Source organism: Amycolatopsis sp. CA-161197 (assembly GCF_050942255.1).
Taxonomy (GTDB): domain Bacteria; phylum Actinomycetota; class Actinomycetes; order Mycobacteriales; family Pseudonocardiaceae; genus Amycolatopsis.
On sequence record NZ_CP192059.1, the window covers coordinates 8,118,103 to 8,143,299 of the forward strand.

Below are 25,197 nucleotides of genomic sequence, written 5' to 3' on the forward strand. Positions count from 1 at the left end.
GGGTCAGACCCGCGCGATCAGCTTGATCTCCACGAGCTGCTCGGGGAAGGCGAGCCGCGTCGTGCCGACCAGCGTGCTGGCGACCTGCGGGTCCTCCCGTCCGTAGGCCGCCTTGCGCACGGGACCCGCCACGGCGAAGGCCGCGTCGATGTCGAGGACGTAGAGCACCTCTTCGACGACGTCGGCCAGCGTCGCGCCGAAGCGCTTCAGCAGCTCGGCGGCGTTCACGTACGAGCGGCGCATCTGCTCTTCCATGGCGGAAAAGTCGGTGACGGCGCCGTTCTCGTCCACGGGCGCGGGAGCCACGAGCTGGTCGCCGTCGTGGGACAGCTGGCCGGAGACGTAGATGGTGTCGCCGTGTTTCACGGCCTGGACGTAGCCGTAGATGCCTTCCCACGGGACCCCGAAGTTCTCCGTGGTCCTCTCGATCGGCTTGCTCATGGGGTTTTCAGCCTTCCTGCCGCGTGGTCGAATTCGAACACTACGAGCGTGGGCAGGGCGCTCACCAGCCGTTTCGATGCCAGATTGGGCAAGGATCGTGCCACTGCGGGTAGCCTGGCGGGAGTTGGTTCCGGTGCGATCCGAGGAGACGTCCGTTGCCCCGCACGCAGCTGGTCGTGGCGTTGCTGGCCGTGCCCCGGGTCATGGGGCTCGACTTCAGTATCCCCGCGCACATCCTCGGCCGGCAAGAGGGTTATCAGGTGCTCGTGTGCGGCAAGGAGACCACGGGGTCGCCGCTGGGCATCAGCCCGACGCATTCGCTGGCCGACGCGCCGGAGGCCGACATCGTGATCGTGCCCGGCTACGACGAGCCCGAGGTGCCGCTGCCCGAGGAGTACCTCGACGTGATCCGCCTCGGCGCCGACCGCGGTGCGCGGGTGGTGGCGATCTGCACCGGCGCGTTCGCGCTCGCCCAAAGCGGCGTGCTCGACGGCCGCGAGGCGACCACGCACTGGCGGTACCTCGCCGCGTTGCGCGAACAGTACCCGGCGGTGCGCGTGCTGGAGAACCAGCTGTTCGTGGAAGACGGAAAAATCCTCACGTCCGCGGGCGCCGGCGCCGGCATCGACGCCTGCCTGCACCTCATCCGCACCGACTTCGGCGCGGCGGCCGCTCACGAGGCCGGCAAGGAGGTCGTGGCCTCCCCCGCGCGCGGCGGCGCGCAGCCGCAGTACGTCGACGTGCTCACGGCCGCGCGAACGGATCTGTCGGCGACGCGCAGCTGGGTCATGGAGCACATCGGCGACCCGATCACCGTGCAGCGCATGGCCGAGCGCAGCAACCTGCCGCGCCGCACGTTCATCCGGCACTTCGAGCTCGAGACGGGCATGTCGCCGATGCGCTGGGTGGTCAACCACCGCATCCTCAGCGCGCGCCGGCTGCTGGAGACCTCCGACTGGCCGGTCGAACGCATCGCCGCGGCCACCGGTTTCGGGACGGCGGCGAACTTCCGGACCATTTTCCGCCGTGAGGTGGGCACGACGCCGACCGGTTACCGGCGTGCGCACAGCGTGCTCTAGTTTTCGTTGTCAGGGCGTGGTTTTCGCGGCGGAGACCATGATGGCCATGAGCTTCGCGGCGTCGTTGGTGCTCAGGCCCGCTTCGCGCACGAGTGAGCGCCAGCTGTCGAACGCGAGCGCGTGGCGCACCGCCGCGACCACGAACCGCTTGCGCCCGCGCGCCGGCGACCAGCCCGCGGAGAGCAGGCTCGTGGCGTCTTCGAGGAACGTCGCCATCGACCCGAGCGCGCGCTCGACGGCGGGCATTTCGACGGCGTCGCGCAGGGCGTTGACGAGCATCGGTTCCACTTCGGAGTAGAACGCGTAGAGCTGCTTCAGCGCGTACGTGATGCGCTCGACCGGCTCGCCGATCGCCTGCCAGCCTTCGAGATCGGGGAACGGGTGCCGGCCCCAGTAGTGCGCGGAGCACGCGGCGAGCTGGTCTTCCTCCGTCGGGAAGTAGCGGTACACGGTGTGGCGCTGCACGCCCGCGGTCTCGGCGATGCCCGCGATGGTCGTGCGCGCCGGCCCGACCGACTCGTGCAGCTCGACGATCGCCTCCGTGATCCGGCGGCGCGTGTCCTCCATGGCGTCGGCCCGCCGGCTCATGCGGTAGGTGCGGGTCGCCTTCTCCACAGTCATTCGTTTCGCTCCTCGCCGCCCGGTCGCTCCAGGATAACGGCCGTTTCTGTCGGGGGTGGCCGGCACCATGGCCGGCATGTGGGGACGCAAGGAGAAGGACCTGCCCGAGGCCGTCGAGTTCGCGAGGCCGCTCGTGCACGGCGGCTTCAGCACACCCGACGGCGTCGCGGTCGCCATCACGGAGTACTTCGAGCCGGACACGGTGACGCCGGCGCAGGCCCGCGCCGTCGTCGACCGGCTGTGGCAGGCGCGGGTGGCGGAACAACACACGTGGCCCCCGGTGACCGACCCGGACCGGGTACTGGCGGCGTTCTCTTCTCTGGCCGCCGAGGGCGTCGTGGCCCGCGCGGACTTCACGTGCTGCCAGCACTGCGGTCTCACGGAAATCGGCGCCGAAGCCGCTCCGGGCGACCGGGGGTTCGCCTTTTTCCACTCGCAGGACACGGCTCGGGCCGTCGAGGGAGGGGAACTGCTGCTGTCCTACGGCCGACTGGCGGACTCGTCGGCAGACACGGCGGAGGTGGGCCAGGTGGTCGCCGCGGCCTTGCGGGCGCAGGAGCTGTCGGTGACGTGGGACGGGTCGCCGGAGGAACGGATCCGGGTGGAGGTGGAGTGGAGGAAGCGGCTGGGGTGAGGTTCGGGCGGGGTCTGACCACATCGGACTCGCAGGTCGCTCGGCGTGCGCAGGTGAAACGCCTGCCGCGTTGGCCGCGCGGTCGGTGCGCGGCCGTGAAGCAGGGAAGGGCGGAAGGTTTGGACCGCCCGGCTTCGGCCTCTCGCCTGCTGTCGCGAGGGCGGCATTCGGCTGGCAGGAACCTGCAACGCGCGGCCGGTGAGCGGGCTCCGTCTCGACAATCGCGCATGGGCGCCGCACGCCTCGGCCTTCGCGTGGGGCGGTGCCGGGCTGGTGAGTGTGAGATCGGGACCCCTCCCGGGGTGGGTGGTCACAATCGGTGGCGGTTGTCGCGTGGGTGGAGAGGGAGCTGATGTACGAGCCGCCGTGGGTGCCGGTGCGGCGGCGGGTTGGACCGGTCGCCGTGGCGGTCGGGAATGCGTCGTTCCTGGGGGTCGGGTATCTGCTGCTGCGGCGACGGGGGCTGGCAGTCGTGAACGTCGTCGGCACGGTGGTGCTGGCGGTGCTGCTGGTGACGGCGTTCCCGACGGTGTGGTTCGAGATCGTGGTGCTGGTGTGGTGGGCGGCCACGATCGTGCACGGGTGGTTTCTCGCGGGGCCGGCGGCGACGAACCGGTGGCGGGACTGGATGGTGGCGCTGGCCGTCGCGGTGCCGGTGCTCGTGGTGGCTGCGCTGCTGCGCCTCGACGCGGTCGCGATCGCCCGCGAGGTGGCCGAGGCGCGCGGCAGCGGTGACTGCGAAAAGGCCCAGACGGCGCTGGACCGCGTGTGGTTCGGCCACCGTCTCGCCGATGCGCCACTGGCTGCCGCCGGGGATGCGACGGCGGAGGCGTGCGCCCGGCTGCGCACCGCCGCCGAGGCACTTGCCGGTGGGCTGCCGGGCAATCCCGATCAGCTGAAGACCGGCTTCGACGCCCTGGCCGGAGTGCGCACCGCCCTGCCCGGCCACGAGCGCATGGCCGACGTCGTGCTGGACGGTTTCCTCAGCCAGCTGCCGGCGCAGAACCCGTGCAACCTCGCCGTGGACACGGACTGGCTGCGGGCCCACCACGAGGCCACCGCCGTCGTCGAGCGCACCCGGCCCGGCGCGCTCGTCTCGTGCGCCGACGGCCAACTGGCCAACGGCGACTGGCAGAACGCCCGCACGCGCTACCAGCAGGCGCTCGACCAATACCCGCACAGCGCTGTCGCCGCAAGGGCCGCCGAAGGCGTCCAGAAGGCCAAGGTGGCGGGTGAACTGGCGAACGTCCGCAGTCTCCTGGCCAACACCAGCGCCCCCGAGTACTGCACCAAACCCGCCCCCTACAGCGCCGCGCCGCCCTACGGCAAGGGCACCAACCGCGCGATCTTCTCCGGCAACAACGACTTCACCAACCGCCTCCCCGCCGACTGGCGCGTGACCGACCCGACGAAGGCCGTCCTCATCGTCTGCGCCGGCGACGACACCAGCGGCACCGCCGTCCGCACCTGCCAGTACGAAGGCACCTTCAAAGGCTTCCCCGACGACGTCACGTTCCACAAGATCGCCCTCCCCCTCAAGGCCTACGAACTCCGCACCGGCAAACTCGTCGCCGACACCAAGGTGGAAATCGGCGGCACCAGCTGCCCGGCGTCGGTCTCCTACACCTCCTACGGCTACACCGACCTCGGCCCGCCGTCCGACATGCCGGTCGACGCCTCGGACGCCGACGTGCGCGCTGCCTTCGCGTCGCTCATCACCCGCTGAACCCGCGAAACTCACTTTGAGGCAGGCAGATCCGCATGCCAGGCTCCGCCCATGACCGACACCGCGCCCGGCCGGTGGGACGGCCCCTGGTACCGCGTTCGCACGGACCGGCTCGAGGCTGACTTCCTCCCCGACGCCGGCGAGGACCCCGAGGACGTGTGCGACGTCGACGTCGAAGTCCGGCTGCCCGACGGCTCTCGCTGGACCGCGACGGTCTTCACCCTCGCTGAGGTCGAGAAGCTGATGCAACGCTCGACCGGATCCGACGAAGCCCTCGGCGGCCGTTACTTCTGGGTCTCCGACGGCCTGATCGTGCGCGACCCGGGGGTCAGCGCCATCGTCGGCGTGCTCGAAGGACTGCTCGACAACGGCGATTTCGCCTCGATCCTCCAGCGGCTCGACCGACCACCATCCACAAGGGACTCAAGAATCCCCCCGCCCGGCAACGCTTTTCGGTAGCGGCACGTCCGGGTCGAGGGTGATGCCGCCGGCGCGGAGGGCGTCGTCGAGGATGTGCCAGGTCCAGCGGGCCAGGAGAGTGGCCAGGTCGGCCTGGTCGAGGCCGCGGGGGTTTTCCAGCCAGCGCGCGGTGCTGGACTCGACGAGGCCCACGAGGGCGAAGGCGATGGTGTCGGCGACGCGCGTGTCCATGGCGTACGCGGTGAGGTAGCGCTCGAACAGCGCGGTCAGCTGGCGCGCGATGGCGGTCTTCACGTCGGCGACGACGTCGCGTGTGCCGGGGCGGCCGGAAACCTGCGTGAGGTAGCGGTAGAGGTGGGCGTGGTCGGCGAGCCAGCGCGTGTGGGCGCCGATCGCGCCGCGGATCATCTGCATGGGGGTGCCGGGCGGGTCCCACAGGGGCGCGAACTCGGCGGTGATCAGCTCGCCCGCGCGGTCGGCGATGGCGCACTGCAGGTCGGTGGCGTCGGCGAAGTGCTTGTACAACCGGGTGCGCGCGACGCCCGCTTCCTCGGCGATCTGCTCGGTGGACACGTCCGGCCCGTGGCGCGCGATGGCGCGCAGCCCGGCCTCGACGAACTCACGACGGCGACGTTCCCGCTGGCCCGCCCAGCGCGCCGCCCGGCCGTCAGCCTTGTGGGAGGAGCCCGGGGACGTCATCGGCGGGAAGTGTAGCGCTCGCCGCGATATCGGGTACACTTCTGTACCTGTTACTTTGAGTGCTTGTTGAACACGGTCAGTATTATTACGGAGAGTGTCCATACGACCCTGGAGAACCGCGTGGGAAGTTGCGTGGACGACGAGCCGCCGGACCCGGTGCTGCTCGCGGCCGTCCGCGCCGGTGACGTCCACGCGAGCGGGGCGCTGTACCGCCGGCACGTGGAGCCGATGCGCCGCACGGCCGTGCGCTTGAGCCACCGGCCGGCGGAGCGCGACGACCTCGTCGCCGAGGCGTTCATCCGGGTGATCACCACCGTGCGCGCCGGCGGCGGGCCGCGGGAGAACGCGCGGCCGTACCTGATCGTCACGATGCGGAACCTCGCCGCGAGCTGGAGCCGGCTCCACAACCGCGTCGACCTGTGCGAAACCGTTCCCGAGCCGGCCGGCGCGCGGGCGGTGGCCGAGGAAGAAGCGGTGCGACGGTCCGACATCGACCTCGTCTGGTCGGCCTACTGCACGTTGCCCGGCCGGTGGCGAACGGTCCTGTGGCGCACGGCCGCAGAAGGCGACTCGACCGCGCAGGCCGCGCTGCTGCTGGGCGTCTCGCCGAACGGCGCCTCCGTGCTCGCCGGGCGGGCGCGCGAGGGCCTGCGCCAGGCGTACCTGCAGGTCCAGGTGCCGCACGCGGAAGACCCGTACTGCGCCGAGGCGCGCCGCAACCTGGGTGCGTGGGTGCGCGGCGGGCTGTCGCAGCGGCGTTCGACAGTGATCGGCGGGCACCTCGCGGCCTGCGCGCCGTGCCGGGTCGTGACCGCGGGGCTCGCGGAGGTCAACGACGAACTTCCGGCCTGAGAGGGAAACGCAGGGGAACACCACGAGGAGGGGAACCATGACCGAGGAACCACTGGTGCGCGGCCACCGCGTCACCTACCTGCCGGGCAAGCGCAAGCCCGGCCCCCAGCGCCTGTGCCGGCGCGGCATCGTGACCGGCCCGCCCGTGCTCGACACCGACACCGACGTCACCTGGGTCCCCGTCCAGGCCGACGGCACCCACGAGACCGGCGAATGGGTCCGTGCCGACGCGATCATCGACGTGGTGGCCCCGACATGACGCAGCCCGACACACCGATCTTCGACACACTGATCACCGAAGCCGGCCTCGACTGGCCGGAGGAGACGCCGGCGGACGAACCTTCCTGACGCGCGGGGACCCGGCCGGCTCAGCGGCGCACCCCGAGGTCGGCGAGCAGCCGGGCGAGCACGTTCTCGTTGCCGGGCAAGGAGAAATGGTCGACCCCGGGGTTGTCGTCGAGCCGGTACGAGCAGCACGACATGCCCTGCCACACGCGGGTCGCCTCGTTGGTGAGGTCTTCCTGGTTGCCGTCGCCGTCGCGCGTGATCGTGGTCGAGGGCGGGCCGGCCACCTGGCCGACGGTGAGGTCCGGCAGGCGCGCGCCGACCACGGTCGGGACGCCGGAGCCCTTCTCCGCCGTCACGTCGACGTCCGGGAAATGCGCGGGATCGGTGAACTTCACGAAACCGACGTAGTGGTTCGCGAGCTGCTCGGCGACGGGCAGGTGCGCGTCGGCAAAGAGGCGTGCGTAGTCATCCGGCGTGTACGAGCGGCCGGTGGACTGGTCCACCAGCACGGTCTCCCGGACACCGAAGACCTTCGGGTCGGAGGCGCTCATGTAGGTGCTGGGCGCGGTCAGGTACATGCCGGCGCTGCTCCGGGCGTTGTCCGGGGTCGTCGGGTTGGTGAAGTCCTGGATGTTCAGCCCGGTGAAGACGGTCGCGTACAGCAGCCCCTGTCCCGGCAGGTTGCCCGCGAGCGACGTGAAACCCTGGATGTAGCGGGCTCGCCAGGCGCGGCTGGTGTGCGTGAGCAGGTATTGCGCGTACAGCGGCCCGTTCGAGTGGCCGACCAGCCGCACGGGCCGGTTGCCGTTGTCCCGGTAGGTCTGCTCGATCAGGGCCTTCGTGCGCTGCACGAAGCCGCCGAGGTCCGGGGTGAGCCGCGCGTCGTAGCCGGCCACGCGGATGTCCTGGTCGCGGTGGTAGCCGTGCGCCTCGAGGGTGCGGTAGAGCGGCTCGTAGAACGGCGCACTGGCGGTCGTGCCGTAGCCGAGCACCGCCACGTCGACGCCGGGCTGCTCGGAAAACCGTTTCGCCATCGGGACGAACGGGTCGGAGTCGTAGCGCAGTGTCAGCAGCTCGTCCTGGCAAACCTGGCTGAACGTGGTGCTCGGGTGGTCGTTGTGAAACCAGTCGGTGAACGACCCCGACCGCGGGCACCACGCGTCCGTGGTCTGGTTGTGCACCGTGACCTCGAGCTTGCTGAGGCGGAACGCCGGGAACAGGACGACGGGCGTGCGCCCTGGCGCGGCCGACACCGCCGGTGCCGCGGCGGCGATCCCGAAGACCACGAGCGCGAACGCGAAGATCACACGTAGTGTTTTTCCCTTCACCCGGCGAACTTTTTCCGAAGTTGATCAAGGTGTCAAGACGGATGGCCGCTTGCTCCGGACAGCGAGTACAAAAGACACCTCAGCCGTGGAACGTTCGGGAGGACCCCGCCGTGAAGATCGGTCTCTTCGCACCGCCGGATCTCGACGTCGCCCAGTTCGTCGCGTACGCGCAGCGCGCCGAGGAGCTGGGGTTCGACGAGCTGTGGGTGGTCGAGGACTGCTTCTTCCGCGGCGGAATCGCGCAGGCGGCGGTGGCGCTCGCGAAGACCGAGCGGATCCAGGTCGGCATCGGGGTTCTGCCCGCCGCGGCGCGGAACGTCGCGTTCGCCGCGATGGAGGTGGCCACGCTCGCCGCGATGTTCCCGGGGCGGCTGCTGGCCGGGATCGGGCACGGGATGCCGGCGTGGCTGCAGCAGGCCGGGGCGTGGCCGGGGAGCCCGTTGACGCTTCTGCGCGAGTATTTCACCGCCGTCCGGGGAATCCTCGCGGGCGAGCGCGTCGGCTTCGACGGCGCCGAGGTGCACCTGCGAGACGTCCGGCTGCAGAGCCCGCCGAAGGTCGTGCCGCCGTTGTACGCCGGTGTGCGCGGGCCGAAGTCGCTGGCGCTCGCGGCCGAGGTGGCGGACGGGACGATCCTGGCGGAGCCCGTCACGCCGGAGTACCTGCGGGCCGTGCGGGAGATCGTCGGGACGGAGCACGAACTGGTCGCGTACAACGTCGCGGCCGTCGACGACTCCCCCGACCAGGCGCGGGCGCTGGCCAGGAAGGCGCTCACGGCGATCGGCGAGCCGGACTGGGCGCCGCACCTCGCGCCATTGCCGTTCGCCGCGGAGTTCGCGGCGCTGCGGAAGGCAGCCGGGTCACGGGAGGAGTTCGCGGCGGCGCTGCCCGACGCGTGGGTGGACCAGCTGGCGGTGGTCGGCACCCCGGCCGACGCCCGGGCCCGGCTCGCCGAGCTCGAGGCCGCCGGCGCGGGCCACGTGGTGTTCATCCCCGCGGGCCCGGACCCCGCGACGGCCGTCGCGGCCCTCGCCCGAGTGCTGCCGTATCGCTGACCGGAACGGGGTGGTCCCGAAACTCCTCGGAACCGGTAAAGTGGGCGCCAGCGCGCAGTTCACCCACGTTCCCATCAGCGGAACACAACCAGAATTCCGAGGATTACCGGTTTGAGTACCCAGAGTACCGCCGGGCGCAAGCCCGCAGCTTCGTCCGACAACGCCGGCACGGAAGCGGCCGCGCGGGTCGCCGACGTGCTGCTGCTTTTCACCGGCGGGCCCCGGTACCTGGGGGTGAGTGCGATCAGCCGGGAGCTCGGGCTGGCGAAGGCGGTGGTGCATCGGATCCTGCAGTCGCTGGTGTCGCGGGAGATGCTCGCGACCGATCCGGGGGTGGCCGGGTACCGGCTGGGCCCGGCGGCGGTGGCGTTGGGGGCGAGTGCGTTGCGGCGGTTCGATGCGCGGACTGTCGCGACGCCGGTGTTGCGGCGGTTGCGGGATGAGACGGGCGAGACGACGACGTTGTCGGGGCTGGTCGGGGATGAGCGAGTGTATCTCGATCAGTTCGAGAGCCCTCGGGAGATCAAGATGACTGTCGACATCGGACGGCGGTTTCCGTTGCATGCCGGGTCGTCGGGGAAGGTGATACTGGCGTTCTTGCCGGAGGAGCGGCGGGCGGCGGTGCTGGGGCGGGAGTTGCCTGCGTTGACGGAGAAGACGATTACGGCAGCGGATGATTTGCGGGCGGTGCTGGTGGAGACCGCTCGTGAAGGGGTTGCTGTGTCGTTGGGGGAACGGCAACCGGGCGCGGGATCAGTGGCGGCGCCGCTGTTCGGGCCGGATGGGGAGATCCACGGGTCGATCAGCGTTTGCGGGCCGGAGTATCGGTTTACGCCCGAGGTGGTGGGGAGGTATCGGGTGTTGGTGCGGGATGCCGCGGAGGAGATACGGCACAGCTGGGCTTGGTTGAGGGAATCCGGGGATTCTTCGGGGCGGTGATTCTGTCCTCGCAGGGCGTGTTGTCCTCGTGGTGACGCGGTCCCCCGCAGGGCGGCTTGCGTTGGGAGTGCACCCCGAAGCTGGAGTGTGTTACAGGGGGCTTCGGATCAGGGTGCCGGGGCGGGTCTGGGTGCGGGTTTTGTTGTGTTGTCGGACGGCGGTTGGGTAGGGGTAAAAGCGCCCCAACCGTGCGGCTCGGCATGGGGGGTACGCCGAGGAGCTCGGCAACTCCGTCTTCTTCGAGCACGGCCTGCACGCCACGGCGATCTGCGGTGCCCTCGGCGCCGCGGCCGCCGCCGCGATGCTGTCCGATGTGGACGAAGCCGGGATCGCCGACGCCATCGGCATCGCGGCCAGCATGGGGTCCGGTCTGCTGGAGGCCAACCGCACCGGCGGCACGGTGAAGCGCGTGCACTGCGGCTGGGCCGCGCACGCGGCGGTGACGGCCGCCGGGATGGCACGGCACGGCATCACGGGTCCGCCCACCGTACTGGAGGGCCGGTTCGGGTTCCTGCAGGCGTTCTGCGGGGACCAGGCCCACGTCGACGAGATCGTGACCGGCCTCGGCACCGACTGGGAGCTGCCGGGGATCTTCTTCAAACCGTATCCCTGCAACCACTTCACGCACGCGGGCATCGACGCCGCGCGCCGGCTGCGGGCCCGGGGCGTGGATCCGGCCTCGATCGTCAGCCTGGAGCTCGGCGCGCCCACGGCCGTGCTGCGCACCATCGGCGAGCCGCGCGAGGACAAGGTCCACCCGAAGTCGGGTTACCACGCGGCGTTCTCCGGCCCCTACACGGTCGCGGCGGCGTTCCTCGGCGGCGGCGGGCTGGGCGTGTTCCACGAGGACTTCACCGACTCCGCGGCGGCGGACCCCGAGCGGCTCGCGTTGGCGGCCAAGGTGACGTGCGTGCCGGACTCGCGGTGCGACGAGATCTTCCCGCACCAGTTCCCCGCCGTCCTGCGTGCCCGGCTGACCGACGGCACCGACGTGGAGGAACGCGTGGACGTGAACCGCGGCGGGCCGGACAACCCGCTGTCGGCCGAGGAGCCGGCCACGAAGTTCCGCCTCAACGCCACCCGCGTGGTCTCCGCGGAGACGGCCGATCGGATCACGGAGCTGACCTACGGCCTGGCCGGCCGGGGCGAGCTCTCGGAACTGACCGGCTTGCCGCACTGATCCCCCGGCCGGGCGCGGCGGTCGCCGTCGCGTCCGGCCGGTTTCCAGTGTTCAGCGCCGCTGGAAGCTGCCGCGGTAGGCCTGCGGGCTGGTGCCCACGATGCGTTTGAAGCGATCGCGGAACGACGTCGGCGAGCCGAAGCCGACCTGGCCCGCGATGCGGTCCACGCCGTGGTCGGTGGCTTCCAGCAGGTGCTGCGCCTGGCGGATGCGGGCGCGCAGCTGCCACTGCAACGGGCTGGTGCCGGTCTGTTCGCGGAAGCGGCGGTTGAGGGTGCGGCTGCTCATGCCGGCGTGGGCGGCGATGTCGTCGAGCGTGAGGTCCTTCGCGCAGTTCTCGTCGAGCCAGCGCAGCACCGGTTCGAGCACCGAGCCGCGCGGGGTGGGCGGCGGGTCGTGGACGATGAACTGTGCCTGGCCGCCCTCGCGTTCGAGCGGCATCACCGACAGGCGGGCGGCGTCGGCGGCGACCGCGGAGCCGTGGTCGCGGCGGATGAGGTGCAGGCACAGGTCGAGGCCCGCGGCGGCGCCGGCCGAGGTGAGGATGCTGCCGTTGTCCACGTAGAGCACGTCCGGGTCGACCTCGATCGCCGGGTAGCCCGCGGCGAGCTGCGGCGCGGCGACCCAGTGCGTGGTGGCGCGCTGCCCGTCGAGCAGGCCGGTGGCGGCGAGGATGAACGCGCCGGAGCAGATGGACGCGATCCGCGTGCCCTTAGCCGCGGCTGCACACAGGGCATCGACGACGTCGGCGGGCACCTCTTCGAGCTCGTCACGGCCGGGGACGATGATCGTGTCCGCTTCGGCGAGGGCTTCGAGGCCGTGCCGTGGCCGGATCGTGAAGGCGCCCGCGTCGATCTCCTCGGCCGGACCGCACACGCGCACCTGGTAGGCGGCGCGGCCGTCGGGCAGGCGCGTGCGGGTGAACACCTCGATGGGCGTGGCCAGATCGAACGGCACGACCTTGTCGAGAGCCAGGATCACCACGGAGTGCATGGCGGGATCCTAGTGGTCACCGGTGTTCTCGCCAAGCAGTGTGGCTTCGTGAAGTTCACACCGGCTTCGCGGAGCGGGTATAGCGTGAGCCGGGTGACGCCGATCTTCCAGCTCTCCGACGACCACGTGACCGCGGAAGCCGCCCTGGACCCCGTGGCGGCGACGATGCGCGGGATCACCACCCCCGACGCCGCCACGCTCACCGACTTCTCGCCCGACGGGTTCGACGCCCGCGCCGATCAAGCGCGGCGGACGCTCGCGACCCTGGCCACGCTCACCCCCGAGTCGGCCGAGGACCGCATCGCGGGCGCGCACCTCAAGGAACGGCTCGAGGCGCAGCTCGCCTGGCACGACCTCGGCGAGCCCCTGCGCACCGTGAAAGCCCAGTTCGGCGTGCTGACTTCCTTGCGCGACACCGTCGACATGCTCCCGCGCACCGCCGACGACGACTGGCACGTGATCGGCGTGCGCCTGGCCGGCGTCGAGACGATGCTGGCGGCCTGGCAGACGTCGCTGCGCACGGGCCTCGACCGCGGCCTCGTCGCCGCGCGCCGCCAGGCCCTGGAGACCGCGGCACAGGCCGACCGGTTCGCCGGCGTCCACGAAGCCCTCGTGGCTTCGTACGGCGACGGCCCGCTCGCCCTCGACCTGCGCTCCGCCGCCGAGGCCGCCCACCGCGGCTACGCCGAGCTGGCCCGCTTCCTGCGCGAGGACTACGCGCCGCGCGCGACCACCGTCGAGGGCGTCGGTGCCGAGCGCTACGCGGCGGGCGCGCGCCTGAGCCTGGGTGCCGACATCGACCTGGCCGAGGCGTACGAGTGGGGCTGGGCCGAGCTGGCCCGCATCGAGCAGGAGCTGGCGGCGGAGGCGGCGCAGGTTCGTCCGGGCGCTTCGGTCGCGGAGGCCATGGCGCTGCTCGACGGGCAGTACTTTGTGGACGGTGAACCGGCCTATGTGGACTGGCTGCGCGCCGCCCACGACCGCGCGATGGCCGATGCGGCCGCCCACTTCGACATCCCGGAACCCCTGCGCGCCATCGACGTGACCATCGCCCACGGCTCCGGCTCGGGCGCGCCGTACTACACCGGCCCGAGCGAGGACGGCGTCCGGCCGGGCCGCACGTGGTGGCCGCTGGGCGGACGCTCGCGTTTCGCCGTGTGGTCCGAGCTGACCACGGTGTTCCACGAGGGCGTGCCGGGCCACCACCTGCAGATCGGCACCGCGAAGCTCGCCGCCGACCGCGTCAGCCGCTTCGCCCGCGTGCACTCCGTCAGCGGCCACGCCGAGGGCTGGGCGCTCTACGCCGAGCGCCTCGCCGACGAGCTCGGCTGGTACACCCAGCCCGGCACCCGCCTCGGCATGCTCGCGGGTTCGGCCACACGCGCCGCCCGCGTCGTCATCGACATCGGCGCGCACCTGGACCTGCCGCTGCCCGACGGTTCCCGCTGGGACTTCGACACGGCCTGCCGCGTGCTCCACGAACGCGGGCTGGCGGCCGAGCACCGCGTCCACCCCGAGGTGGTGCGCTACCTCGGCTGGCCGGGCCAGGCGATCGCGTACAAGCTGGGGGAACGAGCTTGGCTCACCGCCCGCGCCGAAGCGGCTTCCCGCCCGGACTTCTCGCTGCGGCAGTGGCACCACGACGCTCTCTCGGTGGGCCCGGTGGGCTTGGCCGCGCTGCAGGACGCGCTGCGCTGAGGCCGCACCGGTGACCATCGTCCGCACCGCCTCGGGCAAGGTGCTCGGCCACCGGAGCGCGCACGGCGTCACGTTCGCCGGGATTCCGTACGCGCCGACGCCGGTCGGGGCGGGGCGGTTCGCCGCGCCGGGGCCGCCGAGATGGGACGGGGTGCGGGGCGCGGCGAAAGCCACCGCGCCCCAGCGGATGCGGCCGTTCGGGCGGGCCGATCTGTCGCCGGTTCTCGGCACGACGACGGCGCCGGGCGAGTACCTCAGCCTCACCGTGTCCACGCCGGATCCCGGTACGCGGAACCTGCCCGTGCTCGTTTTCCTCCACGGCGGGGGTTTCGCCACCGGGACCGGCCACGCGCCCGTGTACGCCACCGACGCCTTCCCCCGCGACGGGATCGTGCTGGTCACCGTGAACTACCGGCTCGGCGCGATCGGCTGGCTCGACCTGCCCGGCGCGCCCGCCAATCGCGGGCTGCTCGACGTGCTGGCCGCGCTCGGGTGGATCAACGCGAACATCGCGCACTTCGGCGGGGACCCCGGGAACGTCACTCTCGGCGGACAGTCGGCCGGAGCCATGCTGGTGCTCGCCCTGATGACCACGCCGACCGATCTGTTCCGGCGCGGGATCAGCCAGAGCGGCCACGCCCTGTGCTGCCACCCGCCCGAACGCGCGGCGCTCACCACACGAGCGTTCGGCGCGGCCCTCGGTGCGCCCGCCACGGCCGCCGCGCTGGCGGACCTCGGCGACGAGCGCATCCTCGACCTGGCCGAGCAGCTCAAGCCGGAGCACGGCTTCCTCGACCCGTCACTCGGCAGCAGCCCGTTCAAGCCCGTCCTCGACGGCGAACTCCTGACGCGCCAACCCGCCGACGGCCTCCGCGGCGACATCGGCCTCCTCGCCGGCACCAACGCCGAAGAAGCCAACCTCTACTCGATCCCCTTCGCCTTCGACACCACCGAAGCCGACCTCCTGCGGGGCGCCCGGCGACGCTTCCCCGATCCCGAAGCCCGCATCGCGCGCTGCCGGGAAACGCACCCCCACGACGATCCCGAGCAGCTCCTCACCCGGCTGATGACCGATGCCTTCCGGGAAGCCAACCAAAACCTGGGCACCTGGACCTACGACTTCCGCTGGCGGTCACCGGCGTTCGGCGGCCGCCTCGGGGCGTGCCACTGCGTGGAGCTGCCGTTCGTCTTCGACTGTGTCGATCTGCCCGGCCTGCGCGGTGAACACGCGTTGCTCGGCCCCGGCGAACCACCCGCGGACCTCGCCCGGAGCACCCACGACGCGTGGGTTTCCTTCGTCACCCGGGGAAACCCCGGCTGGACCGGGCCCCACCGGATCGGCTGACCGCGTCACACGGTGCGTTTCCGCTGGTGCTCCACCACGTCCTGCAGCACCGTCTTGAACTGCGTGTACACCTCACGCCCCAGCCGGCGCGCGTGACGTTCCTGCAGAGCCGTCATGATCCGGCCGGCCGCGCGCATCTCCGCCAGCCCGCGCTCGGTCGGGCAGATCAGCTTCGCGCGGCGGTCGGCGGGATCCGGGCGGCGCTGGACGTACCCGAGGGCCTCCAGCTCGTCGATCATCGTCCCGATCACCTGTTTGTGCTGCCCCGAAAGGCGGGACAGCTCGGTGGCCCGGACCCCCTCGGTGTCGAGGTAGGCGAGCACGGCGCCGTGGCGGGGGTGGAGGTCGGCGAAGCCCTGGGCGGCCAGGGACGTGAAGAGCTCGTGCTGCACGGCGAAGAGCAGCCGCCCGGCGAGGACGCCCAGGTCGGGGTTCGATTCGTTCTTCTCGGCCCGGCTGACCAACCCTGCCGCCTCCTCCGCGTCGTCCGGCAGCGGGGCCCCGCTCGCCCGGTGAGGAGGAAGTCTAGGCGAACGCTCAGTCGCGGTCCTCGGGGTTGACGTACCCCTCTTCGAGCAGGCCGTGGCGCCGGACGACGGTGTCGAGCGCGGTCACCCAGTGCTGGTAGTACTCCCAGCGGCCCTTTTCGTCGTCGGGTGCGGACTGCCACGAGCCGATGGCCGCGATCAGCTCGCGCTGGAAGTCCTCCCACGCGTAGTGTCCGAACTCCGACAGCGCCACCGCCAGACCGAACGCGCGCCGCTGCCACTCCGCGTCGAACACGGGCTGCTCGAGGTCCGTCGAACACGACGAGTGGAACTTGACGTGCCCGGACTCGTCGTAGTTCAGCGTGCTGATGTCGATCGCCACGCCCGCCCCCTCACGCCGCCGGGCCCGCGAGGGCCACGCCGATCATCGACTCCGTCGTCACGAGCTCCGCGAGCTGTTCCTCGCTCCAGCCCTCCGTCCCCGAAGGCCGCGCCGGCACCACGAACCACCGCGAGTGGCCGCTCGAATCCCACACGCGCACCTCGGTGTCGTCGTCGAGCTCCACGCCCAGCTCGGCCAGCACCACACGCGGCTCGCGCGCTGCCCGGGCGCGGAACACCGGGTCCTTGTACCAGTACGGCGGCAGCCCGAGCACCGGCCACGGGAAGCACGAGCACAGCGAGCAGATCACCAGGTTGTGCACGCCGGGCTCGTTGACCACAGCCGCGATGTGCTCGCCTTCGGCGCCGGCCATGCCCTCGGGCAGGTCCAGCTGCGCGATCGCCTTCGGGGTGTCGGTGGCCAGCAGCCGCGCGAACTCCGGGTCGACCCACGCGCGGGCCACGATCTTCTTGCCGTTGAGCGGCGTCATCTCCGACTCGAAGTAGCCGAGCACCTTGTCCACAGTGGACCCGGTGATCACGCCCTTCTCGATCAGGAGCGCCTCGAGCGCCTTGACCTGCGCGGCGCTCGCCTCCTCGCGGTCGTCGGGGTAGGCGAACAGCTCACTCATCGGTTTCCGTCCCTCGTCGATCCGGCGGACAAGTAGGTCTCGTACAGCTCGGCGTACAGCGGGCCGGCCGCGCGTTCGGTTTCCTCGCCCCACAGCTCCTCGGGCTCGAACCGCACGATGTACACCGACATCGGCTCCCCGAGCCCGTCGCCGCCGGTCGAGACGAAGTACGAGTAGTTGCCCTCGAACACCCGCTCCACGCGGCCTCGGTGCCCGCGCAGGTAACCGGGCAGCCGGGTGTGCTCCGTGGCCGGCGGGTTGCGCACCACGACCTCGTCGCCCACCGCGAACGCCGGCGTGGCCGGGCCGCGCCTCGGGGTGTCGCCGCGGCGCAGGTAGTCGAGCACCTGCTCGTCGACGGCTTCGGCGTCGCGGTCCGGCAGCTGCGCCTGCGGCTGCTCGCGGAAGCGTTCCGTGGCGGCGTCCAGCTCCTCCTGCGTCAGGTAACCCTGCTCGACGAGGTACGCGCTGATGCCGCCCAGCCACTTCTCGTAGTAGCGGAACTTGAAGTACTCGAACGGGTGCATCGCCTCCGCGCCCGCGCGCAGGTGGGCCCACGTCCACGTGGTGCGGAACGTAGTGGGCACCGCGTCGAGGTCGTAGCCGGGGACGGAGTCGCGCAGCGACGCGCTCAGGCCCATCATCGCCGTGTGGATGCCGAAGATCCGCTTCTCCCAGTCTTCGACGAACACGCGCTTCTCGTAGTCCAACGGGAAACCCTCGAGGCCTTCGAGACCGCCGAGACCGTGTTGCAGCTTCATCCTGGGCACCGCCTTCGCGTCGTCCGGGGAAAAGCTAACACCGCGTAACCGACTGGAAGCGGACACGCAGCCCACACATCCGGCCCTTTCCTGTCGCGGGGGGCCGTCGTAGATTCGCGGGGTGGGCCTGTCGAGACCGCCGGTCCCGGTCGCCGTCCTCGTGTTCGACGGCGTCCGGCTGCTCGACGTGACCGGGCCACTGGAGGTGTTCGACGTCGCCGCCGAGCTCGGCACCGGCTACGTCGTCACGATGTGCTCCCCGGACGGGCGCGACATCACCACGTCGAGCGGCCTGCGCATCGGCGTCGACCGGGCCGCGGCCGAGGTCACCGACGTCGACACGCTGGTCGTCCCCGGCGGCGAGTGCCTGGTGAAACCCGGCGCGAACGACGAGCTGCTCACCTCGATCCGGCACCTCTCGCGCGGTGCCCGGCGCGTGACGTCGGTGTGCGCGGGCGCCTTCGCGCTCGGTGCCGCCGGTTTGCTCGACGGCCGCCGCGCCACCACCCACTGGCGCCACGCCGACACGCTGCAGCAGCGCTACCCCGGCGTCGAGGTCGACCCCGAGGCGATCTACGTGCGCGACGGCCGCGTGCTCACCTCCGCCGGCGTCAGCTCCGGCATCGACCTCGCCCTCGCACTGGTGGAGGAGGACGCCGGCGACGTCCTGGCCCACGAGATCGCCCGCGAGCTGGTGGTCTTCATGCGCCGCCGCGGCGCGCAGCCCCAGCTCTCCGTGCCCGCCCGCACTCCGCGCCCGCGCCGCGACATCGTCCGCGAGCTTTGCGACGAGGTCGCCGCCGACCCGGCCGGCGACCATTGCCTCACGAGCATGGCGCAGCGCGCGGGCCTCAGCACGCGCCACCTGTCGCGGCTGTTCAAGGAAGGCACGGGCCAGACGCCGGCCACCTACGTCGCCGCCGTGCGCCGGGAAGCGGCGATCGCGCTGGTCATGAGCGGCGAAACCGTGGCCGCCGCCGCACGGCGCAGCGGGCTGGGCAGCGACGAGACCCTGCGCCGCCACCTGCGGGCGCAGCCGGACGACTAGCGCCCGCTGCCGTCAGTCCGTTGTGGACAGATGCGGCTCGGCTGCAGCGCACGTGTCGCACACGCCCCACCACGTCACTTCGGCCGCTTCGACGCGGAAGCCGGGCGCGGTGACCGGGTCGAGGCACGGCGGGGCGCCGACGGCGCACGGCACGTCCTGGATCGCGCCGCAGCCGCGGCACACGAGGTGGTGGTGGTTGTCGTGGCGTTGCGGTTCGAAGCGCGCGGGCGAGCCCGCGGGTTCCAGCGAACGCAGCAGATCGGCGGAGACGAGGTCTTCGAGCACGTTGTACAGGCCCTGACGGGAGAGCCCGCCGGCCGCGCCGTCGGCTTCGAGGTCCACGGCGAGCTCGGCCGCCGTCGAATGCGGGTGCCGCTCGACCGCGGCCAGCACCGCTCGCCGCTGCGGCGTGTTGCGCAGCCCTACCCGGCGCAACCGCACCCCGAACGCATCCATGGCCGCAGCGTACCTCAGAATGGACTGCATCAAGTCTGGCGTGGAGAAGCTCACACGGCCCGCCGAAACCCTTCCCCACCTGCCGTTACGCCGCTGAGTAACCCACACTTGACTCCATCAGACAATTGACTCCATCAACTCTAGGCACTACAAAGGTGTTGTGCCGACTCCCACGCTCCCCCAGCCGTCGCCCGGCCACGTCGACGCCGGGGCCCGCCTGCGCCGCGCCGGCCTGCGCGTGACCACCGCCCGCCAGGTCGTGCTCGAAACGCTCGCCGAGCAGCCGCACACCACCGTCGCCGAGCTGCTCCCCCACGTCCGCGACCGCCTCCGCTTCGCCTCCACCCGGGCGATCCACGACGTGCTCGCCACCGGGGTGTCCGCCGGGCTCGTCCGCCGCTTCGACACCGTCGGCGTGGCCCAGCGCTACGAGCTGACCGGGCCCGAACACGGCCACCTTCTGTGCACCAACTGCGGCCGCCTCGACTCCGTCGGCACGGCCGAAGCCACGAGCGCTCCGATCCTCACCGGCGTGTGCTCGCACTGCGCCCCCGACGGGCTCGCGCACCCCGAACCGGCCCGCTGAGCGGGATTCCGCCACAGCCCGTCGCCGCACGGGTGCGGTCGGCCAGCACGCCGTTTCGAAACGATCTCGGCGCGCCCTGACGGGCAAACGCCTGTGTGAAACTCCTCGACATGCCGAGGAGGGGGTTGCCCACGCCGTGGTCGCGGGCCGTGCGGACGGGGTGGCGCAATCCGGCGGTGGTGATCGCCGTCGCGGCGGCCGCGGTTCTGGTGGCGTTGCCCGCCACGGCCGTCGCACTGTTCCTTTCGGCGGCGGGCAACGCGACGCTGCAGCAGCAGACCTCCCTCGCGTGCGAATGGGCGGTCGGCGCGCAGTGGCAGGGCGGCCTGCCGATGCAGCAGCGCGACCCCGCTGTGCCCGCGGCGGTCGGCAAAGCCCTGTATGACACGCGCGCGAAGCTGGCCGGCCAGGCCACCGCCGAGGTGCCGCGAGCCTCGGCGCCGGTGTCGACTCTGGTCTCCGGCGCGTCGGTGGAAGCGGCGACGGGCCCGCCGGCGCACTCCGAGCAGACGGTCGTCAACCTCATCTCGCGCACCGATTTCCAGAACCACATCCAGGTGGTCCAGCGCGGGACCGGGCCGGGCATCTGGCTGCCGGACCAGTTCGCGGCGCTCAAGAACCTCCACGCCGGCGACCTCGTGACCGTCCGCGGCGGCTCCCGCAACGACCTCAAGCCCAGCGGCAAAGCCACCGCGCCGGGTGGCGGCAGCACGTCGACGATGCGCGTGGCCGGGATCTACCGCGACCTGCGTTCGCTGCCGGACCAGCAGTACTGGTGCAGCCTCGTCGGCCTCTACCGCGGCAGCCCGCTGTCCAACGCCGGCACGTACCCGGTGGCGCTCGTGTCGCCGGACGACTTCTTCCACATCGCCACCCGCGACTCCGGCGTGCAGAACCTGGTGGAGAGCTCCGTCGACACCACCGGGATGACCACGGCGAGCGCGCCACCCGTGGTGGCCGGGCTGGAACACGTCCGCGCCCGCACCGAGAATCCCACCGACCCGCTCGGGCAGGCGTTCCACCGCTTCGGCGGCACGGAGTACACGTCTTCCCTCGGCGGCATGGTGGTCCGCGCCGACCAGGTGACCACGCAGCTGGCGACCACCGTCGTGCCGATGGGCGCGGTGGGGGCGCTGGCCGGGCTGGTGATCGCGGCGGCGGCCGGCTCGTTCTGGGTGGACCGGCGCCGCGCCGAGCTGGCGGTGCTGTCGTCGCGCGGGGTGGGACCGTTCGCGCTGGTGGGCAAGGCGGTGCTGGAGGTCGGCACGATCGTGGTGCTCGGCAGTGCCGCGGGCTGGTTCCTCGCGCGCTACCTGGTGGCGGCGCTGGGGCCGAGCCCGCTCGTCACGCCGGGCGCGCTGGCCGGATCGGTACTCGGCGCCGCCGCCGCGCTGGTGGTGACGCTGGGCGCGATCGCCGTGTCGAGCGGCCGCCGGATCACCGCGTTGTTCGACGCGCGCACCACCCGCCGGCGCAACTGGCCGTGGGAGCTGCTGCCGCTGGGCGCCGCGATGGTCTGCTCTTTCGCGCTCGGTGATAACCCGGCGGCGAGAGTGGGTGCGGCGGGGACCGTCGCGCGGATCCCGCCGCGGCTGATCGTGGTGCCGCTGCTGCTGGTGATCGGGCTGGCGTTGCTGGCCGCGCGCGTCGTCCGGTTCTCCGTGGTGCGCCTGCGGCCGGTGTCGCTGTCGCGAGCGGTCGCGTTCCTGTCGTGGCGAAGGCTCGCGTCCGCGCCGGCCGCCGCGGCCGTGCTGATCGCCGCGACGGCGATCCCGATCGCGCTGTCGGTGTACGCGACCACGGTCACCGGGTCGGTCGAGCGCACGCTGCACGCCGAGGGCCAGCTCGTGGTCGGCACCGACGTGGTCGTCGACCTGACCGGACCCGCGCAGGCGCCGCCCGGGTTCCCGTCGAGTTTCGTCGAGCGTTACGACTCCGGCACGGTCGGGAGCACCACCGTCAACGTCCTCGGCGTCGACCCGGCGACGTTCACCGACACCGCGTTCTGGGACAACCTCCTGCCCGGCCCGGCCCTCGAGGACCTGATCGCCGGGCTGACCGCACCCGACGCGCCGGCCGGCGTGCTGGCCGGGATCCCCGGCACCTCCGGGTCGACGCCGGTGGAGATCAACGGCCACACCGTCGAGTTCTCCGTCACGAGCGTCGCGCAGCTGCCCGGGAAGAGCGCCGGGTTCCCGCTGATGTTCGTCCGCCGCGACGTGCTCACCCGGCTGGCGGGCGAGAACCTGCACCACGAGCTGTGGCTGCGCGGCGACCCGGGAAGGATCGTTCCGGCGCTGTCCGCGGCCCACGTGCCCGTCGGCACGCTGAGCCAGGCCCAAGACGTGACCGCCAACGGCGTCTACGCGGCGATCACCTACACGTTCCTGTTCCTGACGGCGGTGTCCGTGCTGGCCGGCGCGATCGTCCTCGTGGGACTGTTGCTGTACCTCAATTCGCGGGCCCGGGCGCGGCGCAGCGCGTACTTGTTGTTGCGGCGCATGGACATCGGGCCACGCTCGCACTGGCGCGCCCTGCTCTACGAGGTCGGCGGCCTGCTGGCCACCGGCTTCGTCGCGGGCCTCGGCTTCGCCGCGATCGCCGTCGCCATCACCAGCGCCGGTTACGACCTCGACCCCGCCGCCGCACCCGGCACGCTGATCGCCGCGCCGTGGTCGCTCACCGCGCGCCTCGCCGCGGCCACGCTGCTGGCCGCCGTGCTGGCCACTCTCGCCGCCCAGCGCGCCGTCTCGCGCGCCCGCCCGTCGGAGGTGCTGCGTGACACCAACTGACGCCCTGCGGTGCGAAGACGTGCACCAGACCTACCGGACCGCGACCCACGATGTCGTTGCCCTGCAAGAGGTTTCGGTGTCCGCCGCGCGCGGCCGGGTCACCGCGCTCGTGGGACCGTCCGGCTCCGGGAAGTCGACGCTGCTGCGGATCCTCGCCTGCCTCGAACGCCCGGCGCGCGGCCGTGTCGAGGTCGACGGCGTCGACGCGACCGCGTTGTCAGCCCGCGGCCGCCGCGGGTTGCGCCGGAAACGGCTCGGTTACGTCTTCCAGAACCCGGTCGACAACCTGCTCGGGTACCTGACCGTCGCCGAGCACCTCGAACTCGCCGGCCGCCTGCGCGGCACCGGCACCCCGTCGGGCGAGCTGCTCACCACCCTCGGCCTCGGGCACCGCGGCGACAGCCGACCCAGCGGCCTCTCCGGCGGCGAACAGCAACGCGTCGCCCTCGCCTTCGCCGCCGCCGGCGACCCCGCCGCGCTGCTCGCCGACGAACCCACGGCCCAGCTCGACCGCGTGTCGGCCCACCTCGTCGGCGACGCCGTCCGCCGGCTGGCGGTCCTCGGGCACGCCGTCGTGGTCGCCACCCACGACCCCGAGCTGGTCACCGCGGCCGACGACGTGATCGAACTCGTGGACGGACGCATCCGATGACCGTGCTGACGCTGACCGACGTCTCCAAGACCTACCGCGGCACGCAGGTGCTGCGCCCGATCAGCTTCGAGCTGCACCCCGGTGAGCTGGTCGCGTTGACCGGCCCTTCGGGTTCCGGCAAAAGCACCCTGCTCATGATCGCCGGCGGCTGGGAAACCCCGGACACCGGCAGCGTCACGCCGGGTTCGGTGCTGCCGGCCGTCCCGATGGCGCGAATGCCGTGGCAGCACCTGGGTTTCGTGCCGCAGTCCATCGGCTTGTTCGACGAGCTGACGGTCGCCGACAACCTCGCCTTCGCCGCCCGCACCGGCGGCAACGCCGACCTCGCCAAGCTGCTGGAAACCCTCGACCTCGCCAAGTTCGCCGACCGTCTGCCCACCGAAATCAGCCGCGGGGAACAACAACGCGCCGCCGTCGGTCGCGCGCTGGCCACCGCACCCACCCTCGTCCTGGCCGACGAACCGACGTCGCACCAGGACCGTCCCCACGCCGAAGTCGTCCTCGCGCGCCTCCGCACGGCCGCCGACGCGGGCGCGGGCGTCCTCGTCGCCAGCCACGACCCCCTGCTCGCCACGCACACCGACCGCACGATCGCACTGACGGGCGCCGGTTACTGAGGCGAGCGCGCGGCTCACCGCCGTGAAGACACGCGCAACGCCAGCGCCAGCACTGCCGACAGACCGATCAGCACCACCGCGGAAACCACCGTGCCCATGCCCGCCACCGCCTTCTTCTCGAGGACCCTCAAGGTCTCCCGGACGACGGCGGGGCGGGCATGGGCACGACGAACGCTTGACACACCAACGCGTTTCCCTGATGGGCCCTTGACGCTCAGCTCTCCGCGGCGACGGCCTCACGCTGTTCGACCTCGTGGGCGCGCCCCGCCGAGCGGGACAGGCGGTCGGAGACCTTGGCGGTGGTCACGAAAGAGATCGCGATCAGGATCGCCAGCACCACGCCGATGCCGATGACGGTGCCGCTCAGCGTCGGGTCTTCGGGGTCGCCGGCCTCGACGCGTGCCGAACCGGTGAGGAACGAGAGCACGAACAGCACGCCGACGGCGAGCAGCACCTCGATCGTCACCAGCACGGGGAACGTGCGCAGCGCCAGGCGGAACACGGAACCCTCCGCGCCGGCCGCCCGGGCGCGGGCGATGCGCGGCATCATCACGAACTCGTTGGCCGCGCCGATGCAGATCATCGTGAACACCAGCGACACCTTGATGACGAGGAACCGCCCGAAGCTCGTGGTGAACAGCTCCGACGGGCTGCCGACGAGCGAGTAGGCCAGCCACAGGCCGGTGATCAGGATGCAGCCCACGGCGACCATCGCCAGCGTCGAGAACCGCGTCCAGATCTGCGCGAACACGTCGCCGGCACCGAGGGAGAGCCTGCGGCGCGAGAAGGCCAGGATCACCAGGCCCGCGATACCGCCGACCCACGTCGAGATGGAGAAGACGTGCAGGTGGTCGAGCAGCGAGTTGGCGACGGTGTCGCCGGTGGCCTTGGAGAAGTTCGTCGGCAGCAGCGTGACCTGGTAGGCGACGAAGTTGATGATGAGCGACGTCAGCGTGAGCACGCCGAGCTTTTCCCGCAGCCGCGGGGAGAACGCCAGCATCAGCACGATCGCGGCGAGGCCCCACAGCGCGTACTGGATCAACGCCTCGGCGCCACTGGAGATCCAGTCGCCCTTCTTGCCCGGCACCGAGATGAAGCGCCAGATCGCCGCGGGCGACAGCGCGTCGCCGAACGGGATTTCCTTGCCCTTCACACGGGCGCCCTTGCCGGCGATCTGGAAGTACAGCGCGACAAGGAACCACGTGCCGACGAGCGCGTAGTAGACGCCGGCGCGGCGTTGCAGCACCGCGCGGTCGGCGGGATCGACCGACGGCCGTCTCAAGACGGGCCGCAGCACGATCAGGTACAGCATGCAGCCGCCGATCGAACCGATCAGACCGGCGAAGTACGCCATTTTCGTGATGACCCGCCACACCTCGGGGGTCGGGTTCGCTTCGGCCGCGGACACGGCCTGGGTAAGCAGCAGGGACATCGGCAGCCATCTCCTCGAGCGGGGAAGTGAGCCGTACAGGTGGGGAGGCTCTTG

The 25,197-nt window shown here is 71.7% G+C and carries 27 protein-coding genes; 16 read left to right on the plus strand and 11 right to left on the minus strand.

Annotated elements, in window-relative coordinates; genetic code table 11:
- Positions 1-3 precede the first annotated feature (3 nt).
- On the minus strand, positions 4-441 hold the full coding sequence (locus ACQPXB_RS38390; RefSeq protein WP_366584181.1) for a Rid family hydrolase: 438 nt from the start codon (positions 439-441) through the stop codon (positions 4-6).
- Between the two features lie 155 nt (positions 442-596).
- On the opposite strand from ACQPXB_RS38390, the gene ACQPXB_RS38395 reads away from it, so the two are divergent.
- A complete protein-coding gene (locus tag ACQPXB_RS38395) occupies positions 597-1,520 on the plus strand; it encodes a GlxA family transcriptional regulator (RefSeq protein ID WP_432846550.1) in 924 nt (307 codons plus the stop codon).
- Positions 1,521-1,529: 9 nt separating this feature from the next.
- On the opposite strand, the gene ACQPXB_RS38400 is transcribed toward ACQPXB_RS38395, so the two are convergent.
- Positions 1,530-2,141 carry a TetR/AcrR family transcriptional regulator gene (locus tag ACQPXB_RS38400; protein WP_432846551.1) on the minus strand — a complete coding sequence of 204 codons (612 nt, stop codon included), beginning with the start codon at positions 2,139-2,141 and terminating at the stop codon, positions 1,530-1,532.
- A 76-nt stretch (positions 2,142-2,217) separates the two neighbouring features.
- On the opposite strand from ACQPXB_RS38400, the gene ACQPXB_RS38405 reads away from it, so the two are divergent.
- From ACQPXB_RS38405 to ACQPXB_RS38415, 3 genes are all read left to right on the plus strand, one after another.
- Complete coding sequence (locus tag ACQPXB_RS38405; protein ID WP_432846553.1) at positions 2,218-2,775, plus strand: DUF6891 domain-containing protein; 558 nt, start codon at positions 2,218-2,220, stop codon at positions 2,773-2,775.
- A gap of 352 nt (positions 2,776-3,127) precedes the next feature.
- Positions 3,128-4,501 carry a hypothetical protein gene (locus ACQPXB_RS38410; protein WP_432846555.1) on the plus strand — a complete coding sequence of 458 codons (1,374 nt, stop codon included), beginning with the start codon at positions 3,128-3,130 and terminating at the stop codon, positions 4,499-4,501.
- Positions 4,502-4,552: 51 nt separating this feature from the next.
- A complete protein-coding gene (locus ACQPXB_RS38415; protein WP_432846557.1) occupies positions 4,553-4,960 on the plus strand; it encodes a hypothetical protein in 408 nt (135 codons plus the stop codon).
- Here the strand turns inward: ACQPXB_RS38415 and ACQPXB_RS38420 are convergent.
- Positions 4,925-5,620: a TetR/AcrR family transcriptional regulator gene (locus tag ACQPXB_RS38420; protein ID WP_432846559.1), complete on the minus strand. Its 696-nt coding sequence runs from the start codon at positions 5,618-5,620 to the stop codon at positions 4,925-4,927. The two genes, ACQPXB_RS38415 and ACQPXB_RS38420, sit on opposite strands and share 36 nt — an antisense overlap.
- Before the next feature lie 132 nt (positions 5,621-5,752).
- Here ACQPXB_RS38420 and ACQPXB_RS38425 point away from each other — a divergent pair, with 132 nt between their 5' ends.
- Together ACQPXB_RS38425 and ACQPXB_RS38430 are read left to right on the plus strand one after the other, a co-directional pair.
- Entirely contained in the window at positions 5,753-6,472 is a 720-nt protein-coding gene (locus ACQPXB_RS38425; RefSeq protein WP_366584174.1) for a sigma-70 family RNA polymerase sigma factor, read from the plus strand.
- A 37-nt stretch (positions 6,473-6,509) separates the two neighbouring features.
- The gene (locus ACQPXB_RS38430) at positions 6,510-6,731 is read left to right on the plus strand and encodes a hypothetical protein (protein WP_432846561.1); all 222 of its coding nucleotides are present in this window, start codon (positions 6,510-6,512) and stop codon (positions 6,729-6,731) included.
- Positions 6,732-6,840: 109 nt separating this feature from the next.
- Here ACQPXB_RS38430 and ACQPXB_RS38435 read toward each other — a convergent pair whose 3' ends face one another.
- Positions 6,841-8,067: a lipase/acyltransferase domain-containing protein gene (locus ACQPXB_RS38435; RefSeq protein WP_432846563.1), complete on the minus strand. Its 1,227-nt coding sequence runs from the start codon at positions 8,065-8,067 to the stop codon at positions 6,841-6,843.
- Between the two features lie 131 nt (positions 8,068-8,198).
- Between ACQPXB_RS38435 and ACQPXB_RS38440 the strand changes: the two genes are divergently transcribed.
- The 3 genes from ACQPXB_RS38440 (at position 8,199) to ACQPXB_RS38450 (ending at position 11,262) form a co-directional block, all read left to right on the plus strand.
- A complete protein-coding gene (locus tag ACQPXB_RS38440) occupies positions 8,199-9,143 on the plus strand; it encodes an LLM class flavin-dependent oxidoreductase (protein ID WP_432846564.1) in 945 nt (314 codons plus the stop codon).
- Positions 9,144-9,254: 111 nt separating this feature from the next.
- Positions 9,255-10,082: an IclR family transcriptional regulator gene (locus ACQPXB_RS38445; protein WP_432846566.1), complete on the plus strand. Its 828-nt coding sequence runs from the start codon at positions 9,255-9,257 to the stop codon at positions 10,080-10,082.
- A 265-nt stretch (positions 10,083-10,347) separates the two neighbouring features.
- Complete coding sequence (locus ACQPXB_RS38450) at positions 10,348-11,262, plus strand: MmgE/PrpD family protein (protein WP_432856947.1); 915 nt, start codon at positions 10,348-10,350, stop codon at positions 11,260-11,262.
- Positions 11,263-11,313: 51 nt separating this feature from the next.
- Here the strand turns inward: ACQPXB_RS38450 and ACQPXB_RS38455 are convergent, their stop codons facing one another.
- Positions 11,314-12,255, minus strand: coding sequence for a GlxA family transcriptional regulator (locus tag ACQPXB_RS38455; RefSeq protein WP_432846568.1), 942 nt, complete (start codon positions 12,253-12,255; stop codon positions 11,314-11,316).
- A gap of 93 nt (positions 12,256-12,348) precedes the next feature.
- Here ACQPXB_RS38455 and ACQPXB_RS38460 point away from each other — a divergent pair, with 93 nt between their 5' ends.
- Positions 12,349-13,953, plus strand: coding sequence for a DUF885 domain-containing protein (locus ACQPXB_RS38460; protein ID WP_432846570.1), 1,605 nt, complete (start codon positions 12,349-12,351; stop codon positions 13,951-13,953).
- Positions 13,954-13,963: 10 nt separating this feature from the next.
- Positions 13,964-15,298, plus strand: a complete 1,335-nt coding sequence (locus ACQPXB_RS38465; protein WP_432846572.1) for a carboxylesterase/lipase family protein — start codon at positions 13,964-13,966, stop codon at positions 15,296-15,298.
- Positions 15,299-15,303: 5 nt separating this feature from the next.
- On the opposite strand, the gene ACQPXB_RS38470 is transcribed toward ACQPXB_RS38465, so the two are convergent.
- The 4 genes from ACQPXB_RS38470 to nthB form a co-directional block, all read right to left on the minus strand.
- Positions 15,304-15,762, minus strand: a complete 459-nt coding sequence (locus ACQPXB_RS38470; protein WP_366584166.1) for a MarR family winged helix-turn-helix transcriptional regulator — start codon at positions 15,760-15,762, stop codon at positions 15,304-15,306.
- A 73-nt stretch (positions 15,763-15,835) separates the two neighbouring features.
- The gene (locus ACQPXB_RS38475) at positions 15,836-16,168 is read right to left on the minus strand and encodes a nitrile hydratase accessory protein (RefSeq protein ID WP_366584165.1); all 333 of its coding nucleotides are present in this window, start codon (positions 16,166-16,168) and stop codon (positions 15,836-15,838) included.
- Positions 16,169-16,178: 10 nt separating this feature from the next.
- The gene (gene nthA, locus ACQPXB_RS38480; protein WP_360599334.1) at positions 16,179-16,799 is read right to left on the minus strand and encodes a nitrile hydratase subunit alpha; all 621 of its coding nucleotides are present in this window, start codon (positions 16,797-16,799) and stop codon (positions 16,179-16,181) included.
- Entirely contained in the window at positions 16,796-17,560 is a 765-nt protein-coding gene (gene nthB, locus ACQPXB_RS38485) for a nitrile hydratase subunit beta (RefSeq protein WP_432846575.1), read from the minus strand. Before nthB ends, nthA begins: the two co-directional genes overlap by 4 nt.
- A gap of 121 nt (positions 17,561-17,681) precedes the next feature.
- On the opposite strand from nthB, the gene ACQPXB_RS38490 reads away from it, so the two are divergent.
- Entirely contained in the window at positions 17,682-18,608 is a 927-nt protein-coding gene (locus ACQPXB_RS38490; protein ID WP_432846576.1) for a GlxA family transcriptional regulator, read from the plus strand.
- A gap of 12 nt (positions 18,609-18,620) precedes the next feature.
- Here the strand turns inward: ACQPXB_RS38490 and ACQPXB_RS38495 are convergent, their stop codons facing one another.
- Entirely contained in the window at positions 18,621-19,064 is a 444-nt protein-coding gene (locus ACQPXB_RS38495) for a Fur family transcriptional regulator (RefSeq protein WP_432846578.1), read from the minus strand.
- A gap of 160 nt (positions 19,065-19,224) precedes the next feature.
- Here ACQPXB_RS38495 and ACQPXB_RS38500 point away from each other — a divergent pair, with 160 nt between their 5' ends.
- The 4 genes from ACQPXB_RS38500 (at position 19,225) to ACQPXB_RS38515 (ending at position 23,711) form a co-directional block, all read left to right on the plus strand.
- Entirely contained in the window at positions 19,225-19,650 is a 426-nt protein-coding gene (locus tag ACQPXB_RS38500; RefSeq protein WP_366584160.1) for a Fur family transcriptional regulator, read from the plus strand.
- Positions 19,651-19,760: 110 nt separating this feature from the next.
- Positions 19,761-22,442 (plus strand): ABC transporter permease, encoded by a 2,682-nt coding sequence (locus ACQPXB_RS38505; protein WP_432846579.1) that lies wholly within the window; start codon positions 19,761-19,763, stop codon positions 22,440-22,442.
- Positions 22,429-23,094, plus strand: coding sequence for an ABC transporter ATP-binding protein (locus ACQPXB_RS38510; protein ID WP_432846580.1), 666 nt, complete (start codon positions 22,429-22,431; stop codon positions 23,092-23,094). The genes ACQPXB_RS38505 and ACQPXB_RS38510 overlap by 14 nt, the downstream gene beginning before the upstream one ends.
- Positions 23,091-23,711, plus strand: coding sequence for an ABC transporter ATP-binding protein (locus tag ACQPXB_RS38515; RefSeq protein ID WP_432846582.1), 621 nt, complete (start codon positions 23,091-23,093; stop codon positions 23,709-23,711). The genes ACQPXB_RS38510 and ACQPXB_RS38515 overlap by 4 nt, the downstream gene beginning before the upstream one ends.
- 214 nt (positions 23,712-23,925) lie before the next feature.
- Here the strand turns inward: ACQPXB_RS38515 and ACQPXB_RS38520 are convergent, their stop codons facing one another.
- A complete protein-coding gene (locus ACQPXB_RS38520; RefSeq protein WP_432846584.1) occupies positions 23,926-25,143 on the minus strand; it encodes a copper resistance D family protein in 1,218 nt (405 codons plus the stop codon).
- Positions 25,144-25,197: the final 54 nt, after the last annotated feature.

What these genes read in the sequence shown, in the direction of transcription:
- ACQPXB_RS38415 (WP_432846557.1), top strand. Translation starts at nt 4,553, where the DNA reads ATGACCGACACCGCGCCCGGCCGGTGGGACGGCCCCTGGTACCGCGTT.
- nthA (WP_360599334.1), bottom strand. Translation starts at nt 16,799, where the DNA reads ATGAGTGAGCTGTTCGCCTACCCCGACGACCGCGAGGAGGCGAGCGCC.
- nthB (WP_432846575.1), bottom strand. Translation starts at nt 17,560, where the DNA reads ATGAAGCTGCAACACGGTCTCGGCGGTCTCGAAGGCCTCGAGGGTTTC.
- ACQPXB_RS38520 (WP_432846584.1), bottom strand. Translation starts at nt 25,143, where the DNA reads ATGTCCCTGCTGCTTACCCAGGCCGTGTCCGCGGCCGAAGCGAACCCG.
- ACQPXB_RS38505 (WP_432846579.1), top strand. Translation starts at nt 19,761, where the DNA reads ATGCCGAGGAGGGGGTTGCCCACGCCGTGGTCGCGGGCCGTGCGGACG.
- ACQPXB_RS38515 (WP_432846582.1), top strand. Translation starts at nt 23,091, where the DNA reads ATGACCGTGCTGACGCTGACCGACGTCTCCAAGACCTACCGCGGCACG.
- ACQPXB_RS38420 (WP_432846559.1), bottom strand. Translation starts at nt 5,620, where the DNA reads ATGACGTCCCCGGGCTCCTCCCACAAGGCTGACGGCCGGGCGGCGCGC.
- ACQPXB_RS38410 (WP_432846555.1), top strand. Translation starts at nt 3,128, where the DNA reads ATGTACGAGCCGCCGTGGGTGCCGGTGCGGCGGCGGGTTGGACCGGTC.
- ACQPXB_RS38390 (WP_366584181.1), bottom strand. Translation starts at nt 441, where the DNA reads ATGAGCAAGCCGATCGAGAGGACCACGGAGAACTTCGGGGTCCCGTGG.
- ACQPXB_RS38455 (WP_432846568.1), bottom strand. Translation starts at nt 12,255, where the DNA reads ATGCACTCCGTGGTGATCCTGGCTCTCGACAAGGTCGTGCCGTTCGAT.
- ACQPXB_RS38400 (WP_432846551.1), bottom strand. Translation starts at nt 2,141, where the DNA reads ATGACTGTGGAGAAGGCGACCCGCACCTACCGCATGAGCCGGCGGGCC.
- ACQPXB_RS38430 (WP_432846561.1), top strand. Translation starts at nt 6,510, where the DNA reads ATGACCGAGGAACCACTGGTGCGCGGCCACCGCGTCACCTACCTGCCG.
- ACQPXB_RS38495 (WP_432846578.1), bottom strand. Translation starts at nt 19,064, where the DNA reads ATGGATGCGTTCGGGGTGCGGTTGCGCCGGGTAGGGCTGCGCAACACG.
- ACQPXB_RS38405 (WP_432846553.1), top strand. Translation starts at nt 2,218, where the DNA reads ATGTGGGGACGCAAGGAGAAGGACCTGCCCGAGGCCGTCGAGTTCGCG.